21 protein-coding genes are annotated in these 19,594 nt (G+C 48.8%); 16 read left to right on the forward strand and 5 right to left on the reverse strand.

The genetic code is table 11. The annotated features are described in order from the left end of the window. Positions 1-140 precede the first annotated feature (140 nt). The 6 genes from rpmE to MCG46_RS02510 all read left to right on the forward strand — a co-directional run bounded on the left by rpmE (position 141) and on the right by MCG46_RS02510 (position 5,023). Positions 141-347 carry a 50S ribosomal protein L31 gene (gene rpmE / locus MCG46_RS02485; protein WP_006058230.1) on the forward strand — a complete coding sequence of 69 codons (207 nt, stop codon included), beginning with the start codon at positions 141-143 and terminating at the stop codon, positions 345-347. A gap of 306 nt (positions 348-653) precedes the next feature. After that, positions 654-1,259, forward strand: coding sequence for a thymidine kinase (locus MCG46_RS02490; protein WP_240281433.1), 606 nt, complete (start codon positions 654-656; stop codon positions 1,257-1,259). Beyond that, positions 1,252-2,628, forward strand: coding sequence for an MATE family efflux transporter (locus MCG46_RS02495; protein WP_240277375.1), 1,377 nt, complete (start codon positions 1,252-1,254; stop codon positions 2,626-2,628). Before MCG46_RS02490 ends, MCG46_RS02495 begins: the two co-directional genes overlap by 8 nt. A 12-nt stretch (positions 2,629-2,640) precedes the next feature. Then, on the forward strand, positions 2,641-3,723 hold the full coding sequence (gene prfA / locus MCG46_RS02500; protein WP_020225180.1) for a peptide chain release factor 1: 1,083 nt from the start codon (positions 2,641-2,643) through the stop codon (positions 3,721-3,723). Then, on the forward strand, positions 3,716-4,570 hold the full coding sequence (gene prmC / locus MCG46_RS02505) for a peptide chain release factor N(5)-glutamine methyltransferase (RefSeq protein WP_240277377.1): 855 nt from the start codon (positions 3,716-3,718) through the stop codon (positions 4,568-4,570). The genes prfA and prmC overlap by 8 nt, the downstream gene beginning before the upstream one ends. Before the next feature lie 75 nt (positions 4,571-4,645). After that, entirely contained in the window at positions 4,646-5,023 is a 378-nt protein-coding gene (locus tag MCG46_RS02510; RefSeq protein WP_240277379.1) for a hypothetical protein, read from the forward strand. 348 nt (positions 5,024-5,371) lie between these two features. On the opposite strand, the gene MCG46_RS02515 is transcribed toward MCG46_RS02510, so the two are convergent. Next, positions 5,372-5,719, reverse strand: a complete 348-nt coding sequence (locus tag MCG46_RS02515) for a winged helix-turn-helix transcriptional regulator (protein ID WP_430622656.1) — start codon at positions 5,717-5,719, stop codon at positions 5,372-5,374. A 102-nt stretch (positions 5,720-5,821) separates the two neighbouring features. Here MCG46_RS02515 and MCG46_RS02520 point away from each other — a divergent pair, with 102 nt between their 5' ends. Further along, a complete protein-coding gene (locus tag MCG46_RS02520; RefSeq protein ID WP_240277381.1) occupies positions 5,822-6,817 on the forward strand; it encodes an NADH:flavin oxidoreductase in 996 nt (331 codons plus the stop codon). 126 nt (positions 6,818-6,943) lie between these two features. Here MCG46_RS02520 and MCG46_RS02525 read toward each other — a convergent pair whose 3' ends face one another. The 3 genes from MCG46_RS02525 to MCG46_RS02535 all read right to left on the reverse strand — a co-directional run bounded on the left by MCG46_RS02525 (position 6,944) and on the right by MCG46_RS02535 (position 8,677). Beyond that, positions 6,944-7,564 (reverse strand): CatB-related O-acetyltransferase, encoded by a 621-nt coding sequence (locus MCG46_RS02525; protein WP_240277383.1) that lies wholly within the window; start codon positions 7,562-7,564, stop codon positions 6,944-6,946. After that, a complete protein-coding gene (locus tag MCG46_RS02530; protein WP_240277385.1) occupies positions 7,530-8,285 on the reverse strand; it encodes a conjugal transfer protein in 756 nt (251 codons plus the stop codon). The genes MCG46_RS02525 and MCG46_RS02530 overlap by 35 nt, the downstream gene beginning before the upstream one ends. A gap of 128 nt (positions 8,286-8,413) precedes the next feature. Next, entirely contained in the window at positions 8,414-8,677 is a 264-nt protein-coding gene (locus tag MCG46_RS02535) for a CD3324 family protein (RefSeq protein WP_240277386.1), read from the reverse strand. Positions 8,678-9,249: 572 nt separating this feature from the next. On the opposite strand from MCG46_RS02535, the gene MCG46_RS02540 reads away from it, so the two are divergent. From MCG46_RS02540 to MCG46_RS02575, 8 genes are all read left to right on the forward strand, one after another. Then, complete coding sequence (locus tag MCG46_RS02540; RefSeq protein WP_240277387.1) at positions 9,250-9,738, forward strand: flavodoxin; 489 nt, start codon at positions 9,250-9,252, stop codon at positions 9,736-9,738. 276 nt (positions 9,739-10,014) lie between these two features. Then, positions 10,015-10,935, forward strand: a complete 921-nt coding sequence (locus tag MCG46_RS02545; RefSeq protein ID WP_240277388.1) for a magnesium transporter CorA family protein — start codon at positions 10,015-10,017, stop codon at positions 10,933-10,935. Between the two features lie 78 nt (positions 10,936-11,013). After that, positions 11,014-11,700: a response regulator transcription factor gene (locus tag MCG46_RS02550; protein WP_240277389.1), complete on the forward strand. Its 687-nt coding sequence runs from the start codon at positions 11,014-11,016 to the stop codon at positions 11,698-11,700. After that, the gene (locus MCG46_RS02555; protein ID WP_240277399.1) at positions 11,687-12,958 is read left to right on the forward strand and encodes a sensor histidine kinase; all 1,272 of its coding nucleotides are present in this window, start codon (positions 11,687-11,689) and stop codon (positions 12,956-12,958) included. The genes MCG46_RS02550 and MCG46_RS02555 overlap by 14 nt, the downstream gene beginning before the upstream one ends. A 148-nt stretch (positions 12,959-13,106) precedes the next feature. Beyond that, complete coding sequence (locus tag MCG46_RS02560) at positions 13,107-14,657, forward strand: ABC transporter permease (RefSeq protein WP_240277400.1); 1,551 nt, start codon at positions 13,107-13,109, stop codon at positions 14,655-14,657. Positions 14,658-14,670: 13 nt separating this feature from the next. After that, complete coding sequence (locus MCG46_RS02565) at positions 14,671-15,363, forward strand: ABC transporter ATP-binding protein (RefSeq protein WP_240277401.1); 693 nt, start codon at positions 14,671-14,673, stop codon at positions 15,361-15,363. A gap of 139 nt (positions 15,364-15,502) precedes the next feature. After that, entirely contained in the window at positions 15,503-16,327 is an 825-nt protein-coding gene (locus MCG46_RS02570; protein WP_240277402.1) for an SDR family NAD(P)-dependent oxidoreductase, read from the forward strand. A gap of 590 nt (positions 16,328-16,917) precedes the next feature. Further along, complete coding sequence (locus MCG46_RS02575) at positions 16,918-17,613, forward strand: MBL fold metallo-hydrolase (protein ID WP_240277403.1); 696 nt, start codon at positions 16,918-16,920, stop codon at positions 17,611-17,613. Positions 17,614-17,698: 85 nt separating this feature from the next. On the opposite strand, the gene MCG46_RS02580 is transcribed toward MCG46_RS02575, so the two are convergent. Beyond that, positions 17,699-18,454: a DeoR/GlpR family DNA-binding transcription regulator gene (locus tag MCG46_RS02580; RefSeq protein ID WP_240277405.1), complete on the reverse strand. Its 756-nt coding sequence runs from the start codon at positions 18,452-18,454 to the stop codon at positions 17,699-17,701. A gap of 191 nt (positions 18,455-18,645) precedes the next feature. On the opposite strand from MCG46_RS02580, the gene MCG46_RS02585 reads away from it, so the two are divergent. After that, positions 18,646-19,578: a 1-phosphofructokinase family hexose kinase gene (locus MCG46_RS02585; protein WP_240277408.1), complete on the forward strand. Its 933-nt coding sequence runs from the start codon at positions 18,646-18,648 to the stop codon at positions 19,576-19,578. Positions 19,579-19,594: the final 16 nt, after the last annotated feature.

The raw sequence follows: 19,594 nt of genomic DNA on the forward strand, positions 1-19,594 counted from the left end.
ATCAGGTGAGGGGTAAAAAAAGCGCTTAACTAAGGCGAAAATTAAGAAATTTAGGATTGCTTTTAACAGGGGGCTATGCTAAGATATATAAGCACTTACTTTGGACACGCAAAGAGGTCCAAGGCGGAAGGAGAGTAATTATGAAAAAAGGAATTCATCCAAACTACCATAAGGTCACAGTCACCTGCACAACATGCGGCAACACATTTGAAACCGGATCAGTAAAAGACGATATCCGCGTCGATACCTGCTCTAACTGCCATCCGTTCTACACTGGAAGACAGCGTTTCGCAGCGGCTCAGGGTCGGATCGAAAAGTTCAATCAGAAGTACGGATTGAAGAAATAACAACGCGAAAAAGGATAAGGGAGCGCAAGCCCCTTATTTTTTTGATTGGAGAACGGTTGTTCGGGTCACTGCGGACAGCCTCGTCCAGCAGTATATGCTGGATATTCCAAGGTCTGAATCAGTGAAATAAAAGAATCCTGCATTCGCTGGCAGACGGGTAAACCAGCTTTGCGGCACGAATGAAAAATATTGTTTCTTTCAGCTATTAGTCCGGGTCCAAGGGTGGAAAGTCAGCATCAATTCCTGTACAATAGGAACGGATAAATGAAACAAAGACGATAAGAGAAGAAGAGGAGCGGAATTATGATGTATCATCAATACCGCCCGGGATATGTCGAAGTGATTTCCGGGTGTATGTTTGCGGGAAAAACAGAAGAATTAATCCGACGGATTAAGGTGCTGGAATTTGCGAAGAAAAAAGTGCTGGTGTTTAAGCCGGCGATTGATAACCGTTACAGCGAAACCAAGGTGGTTTCCCATGCCGGCAGTGAAGTTGACAGCATCGTGATTCGGGAAGCAAAGGAAATTCTGAACTATGTCAATGATATGATTGACGTCGTCGCAATTGACGAGGTTCAGTTCTTTGATGAAGATATTATAGAAATCTGCGATTATTACGCGAAGAAAGGCAAACGGGTCATGGCTGCGGGACTGGACATGGACTTCAAAGGCGAGCCGTTCGGGGTGATGCCGATTCTGATCACGAAGGCTGAATTTGTCACGAAGCTGACCGCGGTTTGTACGATCTGCGGGGCTCCGGCGACCCGCACCCAGCGCTTAGTCAATGGCAAACCGGCCAGTTACGATGATCCGATTATCTTAGTCGGGGCTTCTGAAAGCTATGAAGCCCGCTGCCGGCACTGCCACGAGATTAAAAACAAGCCGTCCCATCTGGGGCTGGATCATGACTGAAACCTTTAAAAAATGGATCGCACCGAAAGATTTCTATAAAAAAGTATTTCTGATTTCCGTTCCCTTAGCCTTGCAGCAGCTGCTCAACAGCGCAATGGGGATTGCCGACAGCATGATGGTGTCGTGGATCGGTCAGGTCACGGCGGTGGGTACGGCTGCGCAGGTGGAAAACCTGATGATGACCGTCGGCTTCGGCGTTGCCAGCGGAGCGGGGATCTTTATGTCACAGTTCTTCGGCAAGCAGGACTTAAAGAGTGAGAAGAAGGCCTTCGGTCTGGGCGTGATCTTAAGCCTGATCAATGCTCTGGTGTGGATGGCGGCTTCGATTTTCTTTGGCCGTCAGCTGATGGGCTTTTACATTCAGGATCCAACTGTGATCGAATCAGCGCTGCAGTATTTGATGATTGCGATGATATCCTATCTGCCGGGGGCTTTGATCACGATGTTCTCGTTCGCTTACCGCTGTATTCAAAAAACACATGTTCCGATGCTGATCGGTCTTGTCAGCATGTCTGTCAATATCGTGCTGAATTACTGTTTGATCTTCGGCCATTTCGGATTTCCGGCGCTGGGCGTGCGGGGGGCTGCATTAGGTACGCTGATTGCGCAGACAACAGGCCTGGTGATTCACATCATCTACGCCTATAAATCCAACCAATCATTCATCGGTACACCGCAGGAAATGTTTGCGCTCAACGCTGATTTTGTCCAGCCGATTCTGCGGCGGGCTTATCCGTTAGTGCTGAATGAATTATTTTTCGGATTTGGCAATACTTTATATATCCGGGCGTTTGGCCGTTTGGGAACGGAAGCGATGGACGCCTACTATGTCGGAAACCAGATTTCCAACATGTTCTTCTTTATCGTCCAGGGCTTAAACAGCGCCAACGGCGCGATCCTGGGTGCCTCTTTGGGACAAGGGGATCTGGCGCTGGCAAAGCGTCAGGGAAACTGGTTTGTCGCACTGGCCGTCGTCTTGTCGGCCATATCGTCGCTTTTGATCTTAACGTTTGCCCATCCGATGGTCGATCTGTTTGGTCTGCAGAATGCCAATGTCATTCGCGAAGCGGTTCTGATCGTACGGATTTTCTCGATCCGCATTTCACTGCGGATGTTCAACGTGCTGGTATTCTCAGCACTGCGAGCGGGCGGCGATTCCAAATTTCTGGCTTTTTTGGATGCCGGAATCATGTGGATTGTCGGTCTGCCGCTGGCCTTCCTGTTAGTGGAAGGACTGCACTTCACCAGCATCGCCTTAGTCTTTTTGATCATTCAGGTGGAACAGCTGGTCCGCATGGTCATCGGTCTGAAGCGCTATTTTAAAGGGGCTTGGCTGATCGATCTCACCCAGGAAGTAAAAACTGCATAAGGAGGAATAAGCATGGATGCAATGATGAAACGGCTTCAGTCGATTGAAGCCCGATACGATGAAATCAACGAAGAAATGATGTCGCCGGCGATCGTTTCCGATCCCAAGCGGCTGGCTCAGCTGGGCAAGGAACAAGCGTCGCTGAAACAGTCGGTTGAAGCGTATGAAGAATTAAAGAGCCTGAATTCACACATTGAGCAGGCCGAGGAAATGCTGAAGGAGCATGATCCGGAACTCAAGGAAATGGCGCAGATGGAGCTGGATGAACTGCTGCCGAAGAAAGAAGCGCTGATCGAAAAGATCGAAGTGCTGTTAATACCGAAGGATCCGAATGATGATCACGACTGCATCGTGGAAATCCGCGGAGCCGCCGGCGGCGATGAAGGCAATATTTTTGCCGGAGATCTGTATCGGATGTATGTCCGGTATGCGGAAACGCAGGGCTGGAAAATTCAGGTGCTGGAAATGAGCGAGTCGGAAGCCGGCGGGTTTTCCGAAATTTCCTTCCTGGTCAAAGGCAATGAAGTCTATCGTCAGCTGAAATTTGAATCCGGAGCGCATCGTGTCCAGCGTGTACCGAAGACTGAAACTCAGGGACGGATTCATACATCAACGGCGACGGTGCTGGTGCTTCCGGATGCTGAGGAAGCCGATATCGAAATCGATCCGGCTGATTTAACGATTGAAACGCACCGCGCTTCCGGAGCCGGCGGGCAGCATATCAACAAAACGGATTCCGCGGTGCGGATTGTGCATGTACCGACAGGCATTACCGTCAACTGTCAGGAAGGCCGTTCCCAGCACGAAAACCGTGAAACCGCAATGCGTTTGATCCGTGCCCGTGTCTATGAAGAACTGAGCCGCCAGAAGGAAGAAGCGGAAGGGGCAATCCGTCGGGCAAAAATTGGTACCGGAGATCGTTCTGAAAAAATCCGAACCTACAATTATCCGCAGAATCGGGTTACCGACCATCGAATTGGCTTCACGGTCAATCAGCTGGATCGGATTATGGAAGGCAAGCTGGACGACGTCATCGCCGCTCTGTTAGCGGAGGAGCAGCGCCAGAAGCTGGCTGGAGAACAGAATCATGCCTAGTTTCCGCGAACTGATTCATGCGTCGCTGCCGCTTTTGCAGCAGGCGCAGATTCCGCAGGAAACCGCTCAGGTGTTTCTTTTGGAGCTGAGTCAGAAGGAAAGCTACGATCTGTATCTGCATTATGAGGAGGAAGTCCCGGCCGAGCTGGTCAAACAGTATCAGGAAGGGATGGCACGGATCCTGAAACAGGAGCCGATGCAGTATGTGTTGGGATATTCCTGGTTTTACGGCTATCGTTTTCAGGTCAATGAAAACGTGCTGATTCCGCGTCCGGAAACGGAAGAGCTGGTCGCGAACATTCTGGCGGATGTCGACACTTATTTCGCTGACGCAGAAACGGTGGAAGCGGTGGATATTGGGACCGGCAGCGGGGCGATCGCCCTGGCATTAGCCAAAGAAGAACCGAAAATCCGCATGAGCGCCACGGATATCAGCGCCCAAGCTGTAGAAGTTGCCAAAGCCAATGCCGCTAGTTTAGGCGTCAATGTGAAATTTATGGTCGGCGACATGGTGCAGCCGGTCATTGAGGCTGGAATGAAGGTGGATCTGTTGATCTGCAATCCGCCTTATATTCCTCAAGAAGAAGAACTGGAAGCTTCAGTCAAGGACTACGAACCGCATGTCGCGCTGTTTGGTGGTGAGGATGGTTTAAAATTCTATCGCCAGGTTTTTGCGGCGGCCCCGCAGGTGTTAAAGGAAAAAGCAATGATGGCCTTTGAAATCGGCTGGAATCAGAAAGAAGCCTTGTTGGCGGAGGTCAGAAAAACCTTTGGCGAAGTGCGGGCGGAAGTCGTTCAGGATATCAACGGTAAAGACCGGATGTTGTTTGTGTATTTTAATCTGTAAACTTCTTTTGAAGTCATTTTGTATAAACCGTGAAAATCCGCCCATCCTGAAATCAACAGGAAGGGCGGGTTTTTTATGAAGAAGCTGATTGTGATGATAAGCCTTGGTTTGTTTTGTTCTCTCTGCACACTGGTTGGAGAAACGGAAGAAGTGCGCTTCCAGATTCAGGCGGATTCTCAAATTCATCAGGAAATTGAGCTGAAAAATCAAATCTATGCCGTCTATTCAGAGCTGACCGCCGGAGTGGATGCGGACAGCCGTCCAGTTATCATCGCACAAAATATCAGCGCATTTGAAATCGCGGATGATATCGATGCTGAATATCGCAGCAATACCGTCATCATCACTCAGGGAGACGGCAAGGGAAGCCTAATCCACGGCAGTTTTGATGCTTTCAGCTGCGGACGTCCAGTGAAGCCGAAATCCTGGCTTGCGGAGATCTTAGGAAAGTAAAGGAAGTAAGCCAGAGCTTAGGAACTCATTTCTTACTGAATGAAGCAGAAGACGGATTGCGGAAAACAAATTAAGTCTTTTCCCCTTTGGCTTTATCAGACTAACAAAAACTACCAACAGATAGGAAGAAAGCGAGCTGGCATGATGCTTCTTCCTTTTTTCTTTTCCCATTAAAAAATTGAAGCCTGAAAAAAATGAAGGTAAAGCGAATAAATTGAGAGAGGAATGAAAAAACACAATGCTGCGGGAATAAGAAAGATCCTGGGCGGCAGACACAATCTCCTCATGAAAAAAACTGAAAAATTAGTTTGGAATCTCGTTTACAATAACCAAGTCTGTATCTTGCGATTACTCCATTTTCCAATCTTCAGGAACATTCTGACTGCCCCAGCGACACAGTTCACTTAAGATCGGCATCATCGATTTTCCTTTCTGGGAAAGACTGTATTCCACTTTCGGCGGGACCTGCGGATATTCCTGACGCAGGATCAGACCATCCGCTTCCAGCTCTTTCAGCTGGCTTGATAACATTTTATGAGTCACCTTGCCCAGAGACCGTTTCAGTTCGCTGTATCGCAGCGTACCTTGTTTCCAGAGCCAAAATAGTATATGCATCTTCCATTTTCCCTCGATGCAGGTCATGGCATAGGCAAAGGGGCGGACGTTGACTTCTTTTAATTCTTTCTGATTTTGCATTATGCTCTCCTTTTGGATAGTATCTTACTTATTCGTGCGTACTCGTTTATTTGATAGAATTATGGTATAAATAAGATAAGAAGTCAACAGGAGGGATCAATCATGGCTATGCTTACATCATCACTGGTTCTCGGTTCAATTCAGTTAAAAAATCGGATCGTCATGCCGCCGATGGCGACATCTAAAGCTGAGGAAGGAAAGATTACTGCCGATTTAATTCAATATTATAAAGAGAAATCCGCAGATGAAGCGATCGGTCTCATCATTGCGGAGCACAGCTATGTTTCGATGGAAGGCAAGGCCAGCGCAAATCAGGTGTCCTTAGCTATAGATGCCGACATGGAAGGATTGAAGGCGCTGACGAATGCGATCCATGCCCATCATACACCGGTTTTTGCCCAGATCAATCATGCCGGAAGTGCCGCGAAAGCGGAAATTACAGGTTTCCCTCCGCTGGCGCCCAGCGCAGTGAAACACCCAAGAGCGAAAGCGGAGGAACTGCCGCAGGCGATGAATGCGGAAGATTTGGAAAAAGTCATTTCCGATTTTGCCCTGGCCGCGGGTCGGGCGAAAGAAGCAGGATTTGACGGTGTGGAAATCCATTCCGCTCACGGGTATCTGTTAAATCAGTTTTATTCCCCAATCACGAACCAAAGAACGGATCAGTATGGAGGTTCCCTGGCTAATCGGATTCGGCTGCATATCCAGATCATTGAAAGAATCCGTCAGACTGTCGGTGAGGACTATCCGCTGACCCTGCGTTTAGGTGTCTATGATGGACTGGAAAACGGGAGTACTGTGGAAGAAGCGGTTCAGGCCAGTGTTCTGTTTGAACAGGCGGGATTGGATTTCATTGATCTTTCAGGCGGCTTAAATGGTTATCTGCGTCCGGGTCACAGTGAACAGGGTTATTTTCAGGATTTTTCCGAAGCTGTTAAACAACATGTCAAAATGCCTGTGCTTCTGACCGGCGGAATTACCGAAGCCCAGGCTGCGGAAGCGCTGCTTCAGGCGCAGAAAGCCGATCTGATCGGCATTGGCCGGGCGATTCTGAAAGATTCAAAATGGGCGGAAAAGGCATTAAATACAATAAAGTAGAAAAGCGGAAACACTCAATATTTTGAATTAATGAGAAAAAGTCAGAAACAATTGAGAAGCAAGCAGAATCATAAACGAAGCAGAGAGAGTCTTTTATGACTAACTCTGCTTTTTTCTTTGCGCCAGTCAGAAGCAGGCTTCAAGATTTCCGGACTGGATCTCGGACAGATGCTGCGCAATCTGCTGCTCAGACCAGTCCCACCATTTTACTTTCAGCAGGCGATCAATTGTATTTGAATCAAATCGTTTTCGTATCGGCTTTGCGGGAACACCGCCAACAATCGTATAGGGTGGAACATCTTTTGTAACAACTGCCCGTGTTCCAATAATCGCGCCATCGCCAATCGTAACACCGGATAAAATAACCGCTTCATAACCAATCCAAACGTCATTGCCGATGACAATATTCCCCTTGTTGTCCCAAGCCTTTGTGATCTCATTGACCGCTAATCCCCATTCCTCAAAAAAGATGGGGAAGGGATAGGTCGACAGCGAAGATAACGTATGGTTTGCGCTGTTGAAGATGAATTTTGCTCCGCAGGCAAGGGAACAGAATTTTCCGATAATCAGTTGATCCTGGTTGACCGGGTAATGATATAAAACATTGTTTCTTTCAAATGCTCTTGGATCGTTGACAAAATCGTTATAGATCGTATAATCGCCGACGATTATGTTGGGATTGGTGATCACATTTTTCAGATACACAGTTTCTTTATCTTTTGAGCGCGGATAGATTTTCTGAGGCATAGCGATTTTCCTCCTGTTCTTTCAACGGAAATACAAACTTTTTAAACTCCTGGAAGTTGTTGTTCTCGGTATAATAGACGGCCTGTTCCTTCACGGAGTAAAGGAATGAAACCCGAGTAGCCCATTTCCCCTCTTGACAAGTGACTTGAAGCAGAGCCTGAGCGTCTGAAATTGAGAAATGTGATTGACAGCTGCTGAGGAATTCCAGCGCCCGTTCATACCGGTCATCACCCGGAACAATAAATTTTTCAGTGCTTTCCGGCTTGAGTAAAGAATAATTTGTAATCAGGGAATAGCGTTTCTGTTCCTGCCGATATCCGATTCCCGGCTCAAGGATTAATACACGCCCCTGAGCATCAGATAACAGAGCCTGCATCGAAGCATCTGGGGCATACGTTATCTTTTTTGTTTTTGCGATTTCAAGAACCTCATCAAAAGACAGCTGGCCCTGGATAAACTGTTCCGTTAAAGCGGCAATGGTAATGCAGTTTTCGTCCGCTTGATAAACTCCGTCAGGGTTTTCATGCACATACAATAACGTTCCAACATTTCCGTTTCTGTTGACTCCATGATAAGAATGATATATTCCGTCAGGCCTTAAAATCCCGATATAGAATCGATCTTTTTCTATCTGTACCTTGTGCTTCCATACTGAAAGGTCAATATCAAAATTAAACCCTGTAATCACATCATGGCCATGATAAACAAATCGCGTACACATTGTTGTTTCCTCTTATATTTTCTTTCTATGTTGATTATTTTACAGTCAGAATCCAAAACAGGCTATACACAGTCTGATACAGAATTAAACTGGGTAAAGGAAAAGGCTGCCCTCAGCAGCCCTGACCGTTATTTTTGATAAATGATTTTTCTGACAGCATAGACAGATAAGCCATATTCTTCCGACAGACACTTCATAGAAACTCCGTCGTGATATTCTTTTCTTATCTGTCTGTTGCGCTGCTCTAATTCTTTCCGATAGCCGGAAACCTCTCCCCAGCGCTTTTGCTTTTTCTGTTCAATCGGAACATAAATATATTCACCCTGAACATACTTCTGCAGCTCTTTTACCAAAGCATCGGGAAGAATCACTTTTGCATTGCCATATTTCATGCGGGCTTCCTCCTTGATTGAATATCAAGCAGCAAAGCCAGTTTATTTACACTGCGGCGCTTTTACTCCATGCAACGGCCGCAGTCTGCCGGCTTTGCATGGACGAAATCATCGTTTTTCCTTTTTTTGTTTTCGTACATTTCAATCCCTTCCTTCTTTTCCTTAAAATTGATTTTGGTTGTTCTCAGTGTAGCATGTTCATCACTTTCGATCAAGGTGTGGATTTTCTGATATGCATATGATTTCTGAAGGCGTTCTTAGTCTGAAACTACACGTGCTTTCACAAAATTACAGGAATAAGTCGATCCAGCGGAAGATCTGCATGTCCTGGCTGAAATAAAATGGGCATTCCTTGCGTTAATTTATAAAGATCGGTGATGTTTCTGAATTAAAATCCTTACGCTTCAATCATCCATTGAAAAGTAAATAAACCAACGCAATCCCATTGGAATTGCCCTTTAGCTGTTCTCAGATCAGTTGTGTATATCTGAAACCTCTAAAAACTAAATTGATGAGAAGCTGTTTTTTCTCTATAATGAAGATGCAAGAACGATGAGAGGATGCGAAGAAAATTGAAAACGATCATTGTATACTACTCCCGTAAGGGAAACGACAACATCCGGGGTGAGATTGTAAATCTGTCTGTCAGTAAGATTGAGGAGGCAGCGAAGGAAATTGCTAAGCTGACCGGAGGCGATTTGTTTGAAATCAAAACCGTTGTACCGTATGCCGAAGACTATCCCACCTTCCTGCAGCAGGCTCAGCAGGAATCGCAGGTCCAGGCTCGTCCGAGATTGGCGGGGACGATGCCGGATATCCGTGATTATGATGTGATTTACCTTGGCTATCCTAATTGGTGGGGAACTGCACCGATGGCGGTGTTTACCTTTTTAGAACAAGCGGACTTTACGGGAAAAGTCATCAAGCCGTTCAGTACCTCTGAGGGCAACGGATTGGGAAAAAGCATACGGGATATTCAACAAGCCTGTCCCTTTGCGATTGTAAAACCAGGGCTGGTTATCCGCGAGAATGATCCATTGCTGGAAGAGTGGGTGAGGTAAGCCGCGGCAAGGAAGCGATGCTCTGTTGTTCGCAGCTTCCGGAAATCTGAATATCAGGGGTTGAGGTGGCTGCCGAATTTAAAACAGAATCTTCAATCATGACAAACCGCTGTTGTGTCCTTCGCCGCAGCGGTTTTGTTTTGCTTGATCCAGTGATCTCATCGCAGTCCGCTGAAAGTTTTTACCAGGAACAGAAGAACTTCCCCCGGGCTTCTGCTTTTATTATATAATGGGGAAGAAAATGACGCTGAATGATGGGTGTCAGGAGGAGCTGTGATGATTGTTGAAATCCATGATGTTCTGACGCAGAAAGAAAAACTGAGCTATCCCTGCGATCAGTTAACTGTCGGTTTTATCAGCGAAGCTGAATTTCAGACTTTCGTAAAACAGGCGGATTTGCATTTGCCGATACCTAAGTCAACAGAAACGCTGATGCGCAATGCGGTCAGTGAGAATGAAGAGGCGTTCTGGTGTGTTCTGCATCTCATCAATCCCGGACAGATCCTGGGCGAACGCGACCAGATCGGCTTGCTGATGCTGAAAAACTGCTTCTTAGTGGTTGATCTGGCGGATGCGGATGACAGTACCGGGGAAGCGGTGAACCGCATGCTTCAGACGCTGCGGCCGCAGAAAGCAACGCTGCCGCGGCTGATCTGCGGTTTCTTCCGGGAGATTTTGGTCCAGGACCCGGATATCCACGAAGAATTGGAACTCAGAATTGATACGCTGGAAAAGGAAGTGTTTGATTGGAAAGCCCCGCATTTCCGCCGCCAGGTGATGCAGCTGGGAAAAGAACTGCTGACCTTGAACCGTTATTATGAACAGCTGATCAATATGAACGATCATTTAGAAGAAAATCTCAATGATCTGTTTGAAGAAAATGAACTGCGCAGCTTTCATCTGCTGAATGACCGGCTGCTTCGTTACCGCGATAATGTGCAGCTGCTGCGTGACCGCCTGACGCAGACGCAGCAGTCTTATCAGGCGCAATTGGACTACCAGCTGAATAAATCCATGAAAACTTTGTCGCTGGTGACGACAATCTGCCTGCCGCTGTCACTGATTGCCGGATGGTACGGAATGAACTTCACAACGATGCCGGAACTGCAGTGGCCGTATGGCTACCTCTATGTCATTGTGCTGAGCGTTGCCGTTGTGAGCTTGGTCATCGGTCTGTTAAAACATAAAAAAGGATAAAAATGGTGTTTTCTTAACTTTAGCTTAACCCCGGGTCCGGTATAATCAAGACTGTCCGGGGATAGAAAGGAGCAGCGCATGAAACTGTTGATTGTGGAAGATGAGGAAGATCTGGCTATGGGCTTAAAACGCGGCTTACGCAAAAATGGCTATGATGTCGAGTGGAGCAGCGATGGACGTGAAGGACTGGAGCTGGCTTTGATCGAGGATTATGAATGTCTCTTGCTGGATCTGAATCTGCCGGGCATGGATGGGCTGGAGCTGCTTCATCAGCTGCGTCAGAAGAAGCCGCAGCAGAAGGTTCTGATCTTATCAGCCCGGGGAGCTGTGCACGATAAGGTGAAAGGGCTTGACCTGGGAGCGGATGATTATCTGGTCAAACCGTTTCACTTTGAAGAACTGCTGGCACGCATCCGCAATCTGACCGGACGCCGTTTTGTGCGTCAGGAAGCGGTGGTCTGGCGTGGGAAACTTCGGATTGACATTGAAAGACATCAGGTTTTTGCGCAGGATCAGCGCCTGAAGCTGACCGCCAAGGAAATTCAGATCCTGGAAACACTGGCTCTGAATGAAGGCAGGCTGCTGAGTGCGGAAGCGATCATCGCGCAGGTATGGAGTGAAGATGAAGACCTGTTTTCCAACGCTTTTAAAGTCCATTTATCTTCCCTGCGGCGCAAACTGACGCTCGCGACGGGCGAAGACTGGATTGAATGTCAGCGTGGATTGGGATATCGCCTGAAGGAGAATGATCATGAAAAAGCTTAGTCTTCAGGTTAAGATAACCCTGTTGTGCGCGATGATTCTGACGGCAGCCTGTCTGCTTCTGACCGTGACTTCGATGATTTTCAGTTCCCGAAGCCTGACCGGTGTGGCCCAGCAGGCAACGACAGTGATCACAGATTACGCTGTTTCGTTTGAAGACTATGCCGCGGCGGTTTCGGCTGCCCAGGCAGTTGACGTGAAGGAAAAAATGGAAGCAGCTGAACTGGAAAACGCTCCTGAAGCAGCCTGGCTGGCCGATCAGATTGTGATCACGTCGGATCTGGAGTCTTTTCTCAGCGGCGAAGTACCGGAAGAGCTGCAGCAGAATATGATTCAGATTACAACGGCGGTCAATGATCAGCTGCAGGTCCAGGTTCTGGCACTGATGGTGGCGATCATCATCCTGGGCATTCTGGGGATCTATCTGACGGTTTCCCGGCTGACGCGGCCGCTGCGGGACTTATCCACTTCCATTGGTACGCTGGACGAAGACAAATTGTCCACCCGCTTAGAGGAAAATGGCATCCGCGAGGTTGCGGAGCTCAGCCGGGCTTTCAACCAGATGATGAGTCGTCTGGATGAAGCCTTCGAGCGGCAGAAGCGCTTCACCGCGGACGCCGCCCATGAGCTGAAAACACCGTTGGCATCGATTCAGGTCAATCTGGATTCCCTGCGGCAGGATGAAGAATACACCGCTGAGGAAGCCGCGGAAGTTCTGGAAGTGACGCAGCGCAATATCCGCCGCTTGAATCAGCTGGCAGAAAATCTGCTTCAGCTCAACAGTGCTCAGATGATCGAACAGCGGCATCGTTGTTCCGTACATGACTGTTTGTGTACGATCTTGGAAGAACTGGAACCGCGGATCAAACAGAAACAGCTGACGATCCAGCTGGCGGAGGTTTATCCTTGCCTGGATTCGGAACCGACGCTGTTGCTTCGCAGTTTGTATAACTGTGTGGAAAACGCGGTGAAGTATTCACCGGAGAACAGTACGATTCGAATTGAACTGGAAAAAACGGAACAGGAGGTTCGGATTGGGATTATCAATCCATCGGAACCGATCAGTGAAAACCAATGCGCTCAGCTGTTTCAGCCGTTTTATCGGCTGGATGCCTCACGCAGCCGCAAGCTGGGCGGCAGCGGCTTAGGCTTGGCGATCACGCAGGAAATTGTTCAGCGCTTAGGCGGATCCGTCCGGGCTTTATGGCAGGACGGCGAGTTCAAAATTGAGATTCGCCTGCAGGTCATGCAGGATTCATAAAGCGCTTGTCGTTTTTATTCCGCATAAGGATCACCCTGCAGGCAGTTTGTTTTCTGCCGCAGGGAAATCGAAATGAATCAGCCATTGTATAAAAATAGACTTTCAATGAAAAGTTGTTTTCATTGCACCCTGAGAAAGGAGATTCTCTATGAATTTTATGCAGCGTGCCCTACGGCACTTAACTCGCAGCAAGACCAAATCACTGCTTCTGACCCTGACTTTCTTTTTGATCGCAAACTTTGTCGTCGTCGGATTTTCAATCAGTTCTGCCGCCGCCCAGGCCAAAACCGAAACCCGGCGCAAAATGAATCCGGTTATCGCCTTCCAGGTTGATTTTGACGCCTGGTACGAAAAATACATGCAGCTGGAGGGTGACGAACGGAAAAACTTTACCTCCCCGAAGCCTGATCCGGAGCTGGTGCGCAAGATGCTTGCGGATTCCCGCGTGAAAGCGGCGGACTGGATGCGCTCCGCTGTCGGGTATGCCGACGGCTTTGAGCCGGTCCCGATTCAGCGTCCAACTTCCAAAGACGAAGACGATGAGGATGCCCTCTTCAGCACTTCGGTTGTCATGTCAGAAACGATATCCGGCAGTGGTCAGCAGAACAGCCAGACTCCGGATATGACGATGCTGGGCATCATGGCTCCGCAGATGACCAAGCTGGAGGATGGCACCTGGAAGCTGGCTTCCGGACGGATGCTTACACAGGAAGAAATTGATAATGGCAGCGCCGTCGCCGTGATCGACAAGCGGCTGGCGGAAGCAAACAATCTGAACGTCGGTGATTTTCTGAAGCTGAAATTGTATTCCGATGATGAAATGAAAGCGATCGCCGATACGCAGAACAACAATGTCCTTGATCTGGAAATCGTCGGGATCCTGGAAAGCAGCGAAGAGCTGAGCAATGATGAACTGCAGTGGGCCAGCACTTATTCCAACCCGGCCAATCAGGTGATTATTCCGCAGTCGCTCTATATGCAGCGGGATCTGGAACTGATGACGCAGTTTCACCAAGCTAATCCCAAAGCCCAGGAAACCACGCCGGAAGACTACAATCCAAGCAGCGTGATCTTCGTGCTGAACGATCCGCTGGAGGTCGATGCTTTCCGTGAACAATATGGCCAGAATATGGATGAATTCCTGGTCATGGATGCCAACGATGAAATGTATCAGCGCTTATCCAAACCCCTGGATACCTTGACGGTTTTCTCGGATCTGATCGTCGCGGTCGTTTTGATCAACGCCGTCGTTATCATTTCCCTAGTCAGTGCTCTGACGTTAAAAACCCGGGAGACAGAAATCGGCGTGCTGCTTTCGATCGGTGTATCTAAAGTGAAGATCGTCGCGCAGCTGTTTACCGAGGTCCTGATCACAGCCATGCTGGGCTTTATCCTAGCCTGTGCCACCGGTTCGATGATCGCCGGTCAGGTGGGCGAGCAGGCCCTGGCGATGCAGGTTCAGGAAAATCAGAACAACAGTACCCAAAGTGGTTTCATCTACTCTTCCTCTTCCTCCGATTCACTGTTTAACGAGGTCTCTCAGGAAGAAGTCACGGCCAGTTATCATGCCGGCGTGAATGCCGTCATTCTGATCCAAATCTTCATTCTCGGCATCGGTGTCGTCTTCGTCAGCACCCTGATTCCATCCTTGATGGTGCTGCGCTTCAATCCGAAAAAGATTCTGATGAGTCAGAATTAGAAAGGTCAATCGCATGTTAAAATTAATCAATCTGAATTATGGCTATACCGATGGAGCATCCCGGCGCAGTATCCTGCAGGATTGTTCCTATACCTTTGAAGATGGACGATTCTATACGATCCTGGGGCCGTCGGGCAGCGGCAAGACGACGCTGTTATCGATTCTGGCGGGATTAGACAGCGCGGAAAGCGGCGAACTGTGGTACAACGACACTCCGATCACACCATCTCAGCTGTATCATTACCGCCGCAATCAGATCGGCATCGTATTTCAGCAATACAATCTGATCAACTATCTGACCGGAATTGAAAACGTCGAACTGGCGATGACCGAGACCGACAACGCCGTCCCGAAAAACCGCCGGGAAATTGCCTATGCGCTGTTGGAAAAGGTCGGGATTGTTCAGTCGAAAGCCAACCGTCCGATTTCCAAGCTGTCCGGCGGTGAGCAGCAGCGCATTGCGATTGCCCGGGCCTTGGCAGCCAATGTCGATCTGATTTTTGCGGATGAACCGACGGGGAATCTCGATACCGCGACGGAACAGGAAATTATCCGGATCTTCAAGCAGCTGGCAGAAGAATTTGGCAAGACCGTCATCGTGGTGACGCACTCCGAAACGGTTTCGCAGTTCAGCGACGAACGGGTGCTTCTGGCCGAAGGACAGCTGCACCGAATGAATCCGGTGAAGGAGTCAGCGGAAGTCTGAATTGCTTCTTCAACAGGAGATGGTTCGTCTTTGCGGTCAATAAAGCATCGCCAATTGATAATGTGAAAAAAGTAACAAAACCATAGCCTTTTAAAATCGATCGCGGTATAATAGAGATAGTTAACAGGAGGAACAATTCATGATAATTCAAGATCGATTTGCCGGTAAGGTCATGGTCGTTACCGGCGGTACTTCGGGTATCGGCAAAGCTGTCTGCTTAAGAGCGGGCGCAGAAGGCGCTAAGGTCGTCATCGCAGGCCGCAGTCAGGCGCGCGGAGAAGCGATTGAAAAGGAAATTCGCGAGGCAGGCGGTGAGGCGGTCTTCATTCAGTGCGATGTCACGAAAAAAGAAGACATTCTGAATCTCTATGCGAAAACGGCAGAGCGTTACGGCCGTTTGGACATTGCGATCAACAACGCGGGAATCGTCGGGGATTCCAAGAAGATCGAAGATCTGACGGATGACGACTGGTTCAGTGTTGTCAATGCCAATCTGAATGCGATGTTCTACTGCATCCGTGAAGAAATTAAATATATGCTGAAGAATGAGAACGGCGGAGCGATTGTCAACACCGCTTCGGTAGCCGGGGTTCGCGCAACGCCGGCGGGTCCAGCTTATGTCGCAAGCAAGCACGGCGTGGTCGGTCTGACCAAGTCCACGGCAATGGATTATGCGAAAAACAACATTATCTGCAATGCCGTCTGCCCGGCGGGAACGGATACGCCGCTGACCGAAGCGGCAAAAGAAAAGATCTATGCCAAGATCGCAGAACTGAAAGCGCAGGGCATCGATCCTTCCGAATTCATGAAAAACTCCATGATTGCCGGCAAAACACAGACCTTGCAGGGACGCAATGCGACTTCGGAAGAACAGGCGGCTACGATTCTGTACTTCGCCTCGGATGAAGCGCGTCACATCACCGGTTCGATCGTCGTCGCCGACGGCGGTTTCACCGTCTATTAAGCCTTGAAAATCTGATAACCAACCAGGAAAGCGGAAATCATTTCCGTTTTCTTTTTGTCTTCAGAAAACCCGACAGAATCCGTTCAAGGCGTGAACTGTCTGGATCAAGTCGCTGATGTTGAGAATCGGGGTTAACAATCCCGCAGATTGTCCGGACGTAAAACAGAAAAGTGTTGTCTTAAGAAAGTCTTTAGGAAGTTCACGCAACCTTCACGTGCTTTTGATACTTATCCCATAATGTTTGCCTATAATACAAGCATACAAGAAAGGAGGCATCCAAGTTCAAGCTCGACTGAAGAAGCATAAAAAATAAGTTCCCTTTTTTATAAAATATTTTCCCCTCTTAACAATAAAAATAATCGGAAAAGGCAGGCTTCCCCTCCTGTCTATCCCAGAAAAGCCTGCCGCTCCCCTCGGCAGGTTTTTTTGAATTTCATTACTCCCCGCTTTAAGTCTTTTCTGAAAATTGATTTCCGGTATGACTCAAAAGACAGGCAAGCTTGAAGAAAGACTTGAAATTTTCAAACTTTTGATTGAAACTAAAGTTAAACAAGATTAGTGGGAACTGAAAGCTTCCCAGGAGGAAACCCATGATGGAAATGAAGCGTGTTCGAGATCATCTCTGCAGTATCGAAGAAGGCTATGTCCGCTGTTTTCTCATTGAAGGTGAACGTGCGGCTCTGGTTGTCGACGGCGGTGTCGAAGCGGGTTTAAGAGAAAGGGTGACCCAACAGACTGAAAAGCCGGTGACGTTCTTATTGACGCACAGCGATCCGGACCACATGGCAGCCTGTGATGAATTTGATAAAATTCTGCTTCATCCGGCTGAGATGGCGCGGTTTATGCAGAAACATCCGTATTCCGGAGAACTTATTGCGGTGCAGGAAGGGGATCAGCTGGATTTTGAGCCGTATCACTTTGAGATTGTCCTGATTCCCGGACATACCCCAGGCAGTCTTGCCTTGTGGGAAAAGTCCAGAAGGTTTCTAATCAGCGGCGACAGTGTAACCAATGCCACGACCTTTCTGTTTGGCGAAGGTCGCAATTTACAGGCGTATTTGTCCAGCCTGCGGAAACTAGAAGCGATGGCCGATCAGCTCGACGTGATCTATGGCTCGCATGGGCCGGTAGAGGTTTCTGTAGCACGGATCGGCGAACTGATTGAATTGTGCGAGCAGGTGCAGCGGGGACAGCTCCAAGGCACGCCTGCGGAACGCTTCGCAGGCAATATCCAGGAAATTCGCTGGAAGTCAGCGGCCGTTTATTATCCTGCCTCATCCAAATAAAAAAAGCCGGAATCCTGCCTTTTCCCACAGCGATCATCGCTGCAGGAAGGCGGGAAAACCGGCTTTTTCTTTTGCTTGAAAGGATTTAGTCCAACTTACTTTCACCGTTGGTTAGCTGATAGCGAATCTGGGAACGGTCAAAATCCGGGATCTCATCGCTGAGGATCACAGCCTGATCCAGACGGGAAAACTTGACAGGGTAGAGCTTGTTGAATTTGGAACCGTCAGCGAGGATGAAGGTGGAACTGGAATGCGCGATCACTTTTGCCTTGACGTCGGCTTCCTGTTCGTTGGTGGTCGTAAAGCCGACTTTCTCATGGATGCCGTTGACGCCGATGAACGCCACGTCGAAAAACAGATCATCCAGCTGCTTCAGCGTCATATTGCCAGTAACGGCTTCGGTTGTCCAGCGGATAGTCCCGCCCAAAAGGATCGTATGCGTGGAATTGTGCTTCAGTTTGGCAATGTGCGGAATGCCGATCGTGACGACGGTGATGTTTTTGGCCCGTACATAATTCAGCATTTCATAGGTAGAACTGCCGGCGTCGATATAGACCATCTGATTATTTTTGATCATTCCGGCAGCCAGGCGTGCAACCTGGTTCTTGCTGGAAACATTGGTTTCCGATTTGATCAGCATCGGTGGTTCGGCGGACTGATCATCATTCAGACGGGCGCCCCCATGGAGCCGGCTGACCATGTTGAGATCTTCCATTTGCTGCAGATCGCGGCGGATTGTCGCTTCAGAAACGTTCAGGAGCTGCACCAGCTCCGCGACGCTGACCGAGGTGTGTTGGCGGCACTGATCAATGATGGTCGCCCAGCGTTGTTGTTTTATCATCGTATTTCCCTCCGAGGCCATTATAACACACTTTCAGGAACATGATTGAAGATGATCGGTAAAATTAATAAAACAATCATTTTGACTGATTAAAACAAGAAACGATCATGATTATTTTTGAAATCAATCAAAATATGCTTGAATTTGCGATTGATATCGCTTACATTGAAGCTGCGAGGAGGTATCGCTTCATGATTATAACAATCACGCTGAATCCTTCGATTGATTACACGATGACGGTGGACGAGCCTTTAGTGGATATCGAGGTCAACCGGACTGTCGATGAACAGATGAAGGTCGGCGGTAAGGGATTAAACGTTTCGATGATGCTGGATAAGCTGCGGATTCCGTCTCGGGCCATCGCCTTGCTGGGCGGCTTCACCGGGGATTATATTCAAAGCCGGCTGCGGTCAGTTCCCTTGATCGATTTGGTGAGTGTGCCGATAGCGGGGATGAACCGGATCAATGTGAAATTGTATCACGGGCAGGGTACGCTGTGCGTGAACGCCCGCGGTCCCCAGGCAGAGCCAAAGAGCGAGCAGGCTGTTCTGAAGCAGTTGGATGCGGTCAGTCCTGGAGATTGGGTTCTGGTCTGCGGCAACATGATGCGGGGGTTGAGCGAGGATTTTCTGATCCGTCTCTCAGACGGCGTTCATGCGCATGGCGCCAAGCTGGTGATCGACATGGAGACGCTGACTCCAGCACTCCTTCAGCGCTGTCATCCGGCATTGATCAAACCGAATTTCTATGAGTTTAAGCTCTTGATCCATCAACCGGAGCTGACGCTCAGCGAGCTGCCGGAAGCGGCTGCCCGGCTTTTGGAAAACGGTGTGGAAAACATCTTGATTTCGCTGGGGGCGGAGGGCGCTTATCTGGCAGGATCCGATGAATGTTACAGACTATTTCAGCAGCCGATCGAGGCGGTCAATCAGGTCGGCTCCGGCGATGCGATGCTGGCGGCGTTTGTCGGCAAGCTGAGTGAAGGCTGTTCAAAAGCCGAAGCGCTGGCTTGGGCCGGGGCGGCCGGAAGCAGCGTCGCGATGACCCAGGAAGAAGTCAGACTGGAACAAATTGAACATGGCCTGAGCCGGGTTCACGTCGAAAAGCTGGAATCAGGACGTTAACCATCAAGCTGATGGT

The sequence above is a fragment of the Holdemania massiliensis genome, assembly GCF_022440805.1.
Classification (GTDB): domain Bacteria; phylum Bacillota_I; class Bacilli_A; order Erysipelotrichales; family Erysipelotrichaceae; genus Holdemania; species Holdemania massiliensis_A.

Excerpts from the sequence above, each read along its gene's own strand:
- rpmE (WP_006058230.1), top strand. The coding sequence starts at position 141 with ATGAAAAAAGGAATTCATCCAAACTACCATAAGGTCACAGTCACCTGC.
- MCG46_RS02490 (WP_240281433.1), top strand. The coding sequence starts at position 654 with ATGTATCATCAATACCGCCCGGGATATGTCGAAGTGATTTCCGGGTGT.
- MCG46_RS02495 (WP_240277375.1), top strand. The coding sequence starts at position 1,252 with ATGACTGAAACCTTTAAAAAATGGATCGCACCGAAAGATTTCTATAAA.
- prfA (WP_020225180.1), top strand. The coding sequence starts at position 2,641 with ATGGATGCAATGATGAAACGGCTTCAGTCGATTGAAGCCCGATACGAT.
- prmC (WP_240277377.1), top strand. The coding sequence starts at position 3,716 with ATGCCTAGTTTCCGCGAACTGATTCATGCGTCGCTGCCGCTTTTGCAG.
- MCG46_RS02510 (WP_240277379.1), top strand. The coding sequence starts at position 4,646 with ATGAAGAAGCTGATTGTGATGATAAGCCTTGGTTTGTTTTGTTCTCTC.
- MCG46_RS02515 (WP_430622656.1), bottom strand. The coding sequence starts at position 5,719 with ATGCAAAATCAGAAAGAATTAAAAGAAGTCAACGTCCGCCCCTTTGCC.
- MCG46_RS02520 (WP_240277381.1), top strand. The coding sequence starts at position 5,822 with ATGGCTATGCTTACATCATCACTGGTTCTCGGTTCAATTCAGTTAAAA.
- MCG46_RS02525 (WP_240277383.1), bottom strand. The coding sequence starts at position 7,564 with ATGCCTCAGAAAATCTATCCGCGCTCAAAAGATAAAGAAACTGTGTAT.
- MCG46_RS02530 (WP_240277385.1), bottom strand. The coding sequence starts at position 8,285 with ATGTGTACGCGATTTGTTTATCATGGCCATGATGTGATTACAGGGTTT.
- MCG46_RS02535 (WP_240277386.1), bottom strand. The coding sequence starts at position 8,677 with ATGAAATATGGCAATGCAAAAGTGATTCTTCCCGATGCTTTGGTAAAA.
- MCG46_RS02545 (WP_240277388.1), top strand. The coding sequence starts at position 10,015 with ATGATTGTTGAAATCCATGATGTTCTGACGCAGAAAGAAAAACTGAGC.
- MCG46_RS02550 (WP_240277389.1), top strand. The coding sequence starts at position 11,014 with ATGAAACTGTTGATTGTGGAAGATGAGGAAGATCTGGCTATGGGCTTA.
- MCG46_RS02555 (WP_240277399.1), top strand. The coding sequence starts at position 11,687 with ATGAAAAAGCTTAGTCTTCAGGTTAAGATAACCCTGTTGTGCGCGATG.
- MCG46_RS02560 (WP_240277400.1), top strand. The coding sequence starts at position 13,107 with ATGAATTTTATGCAGCGTGCCCTACGGCACTTAACTCGCAGCAAGACC.
- MCG46_RS02565 (WP_240277401.1), top strand. The coding sequence starts at position 14,671 with ATGTTAAAATTAATCAATCTGAATTATGGCTATACCGATGGAGCATCC.
- MCG46_RS02570 (WP_240277402.1), top strand. The coding sequence starts at position 15,503 with ATGATAATTCAAGATCGATTTGCCGGTAAGGTCATGGTCGTTACCGGC.
- MCG46_RS02575 (WP_240277403.1), top strand. The coding sequence starts at position 16,918 with ATGATGGAAATGAAGCGTGTTCGAGATCATCTCTGCAGTATCGAAGAA.
- MCG46_RS02580 (WP_240277405.1), bottom strand. The coding sequence starts at position 18,454 with ATGATAAAACAACAACGCTGGGCGACCATCATTGATCAGTGCCGCCAA.
- MCG46_RS02585 (WP_240277408.1), top strand. The coding sequence starts at position 18,646 with ATGATTATAACAATCACGCTGAATCCTTCGATTGATTACACGATGACG.